This window comes from Rhodoplanes sp. SY1, assembly GCF_046000175.1.
In the GTDB taxonomy this organism is placed as follows: domain Bacteria; phylum Pseudomonadota; class Alphaproteobacteria; order Rhizobiales; family Xanthobacteraceae; genus Rhodoplanes.
The window spans coordinates 1-1,056 of sequence record NZ_JBEOMB010000070.1; the positions used below are offsets into that span (position 1 = coordinate 1).

1 protein-coding gene is annotated in these 1,056 nt (G+C 67.7%); it reads right to left on the reverse strand.

All coding sequences use genetic code 11. The features are described 5' to 3' along the window. Positions 1 to 15 precede the first annotated feature (15 nt). Positions 16 to 962, reverse strand: a protein-coding gene (locus ABTU92_RS18600; protein ID WP_408093132.1) for an IS630 family transposase whose coding sequence is annotated in 2 segments (ribosomal slippage) — positions 16 to 614 and positions 614 to 962 — 948 coding nt in all. Because the reading frame shifts where the segments join, the coding sequence is not laid out codon by codon here. Positions 963 to 1,056 lie beyond the last annotated feature (94 nt).

Consider the following 1,056-nt stretch of genomic DNA (forward strand, 5'->3'; position numbering starts at 1 on the left):
TAGAGCGGAATCCGATCATGCTGCATCGTATCCCGCGGCGGCGAAGTAGTTGGCGCATTCGGCCGGCGTGAAGGTGCGGACGAGGCCGCCGATCGCGGCCCAGAGGCCGTCGACGGTTCGCTCGGCGGCGTTGCGCAGATGGGCCTTCAGCTTGGAGAAGGCGTTCTCGATCGGATTGAAGTCGGGACTGTAGGGCGGCAGGTAGAGAAGGCTCGCGCCCGCCGCCTCGATCATCGCGCGGACCGCAGGGCCCTTGTGGCTCGAGAGGTTGTCCATGATGACGACGTCGCCGGGTCTGAGCGCAGGCACGAGAACGCACGCGACATAGGTCTCGAAGGCCTCGCGGTTGATCGCGCCGTCGAGGACGAACGGGGCGATCATGCCGCGACAGGTGAGCCCGGCCACGAACGTAGTCGTCTTCCAGTGTCCGTGCGGAATGCCGACCCGCAGGCGCTCGCCACGCGGTGCCCGGCCGTAGCGCCGAGCCATGTTGGTCGAGGCCCACGTCTCGTCGATGAACACCAGCCGCTCGGGTTCGAGGTCGAGCTGGCCGTCGAACCAGGCCTGCCGGCGCCTCACGATGTCGGGACGATCCTGCTCGCTGGCATGCCCGGTCTTTTTTTACGCGTGATCCGGTGACGCTCGAAGAACCGCTGGATCGTGCCGAAGCCGAACGTGTGCCCCTGGCTCGCGAGGCTCCGACGAAGCTCCTCGATGGTGATGTCGGGCGTCTCGGCGAGTGCGCCCAGGATCAGGTCCTTGCAGGCCTCGATGCGGCCGGACCGACGGTCACCCCCGAGCGCCTTCGGCCGGGCGTCCCCCTGGACCTCGGCCCGCCGGCGCCATCGGCTGACGCTCGCCGCGCTGACCCCGAACCGCTCACCGGCTTGCCGGTGCGACATCCCTTCGGCCACCGCCTTCAGAACCCGCGTCCGCAGATCGAGAGAAAGGGCTCGCGACATGCCTGCCGGCCTCCCTCTCCGGCAGACAGCTTGAATCACCTCCGCGCCGATTTGGGAATCCCTCGCGATTCACTCAGATCGGGAACCGCTCTAG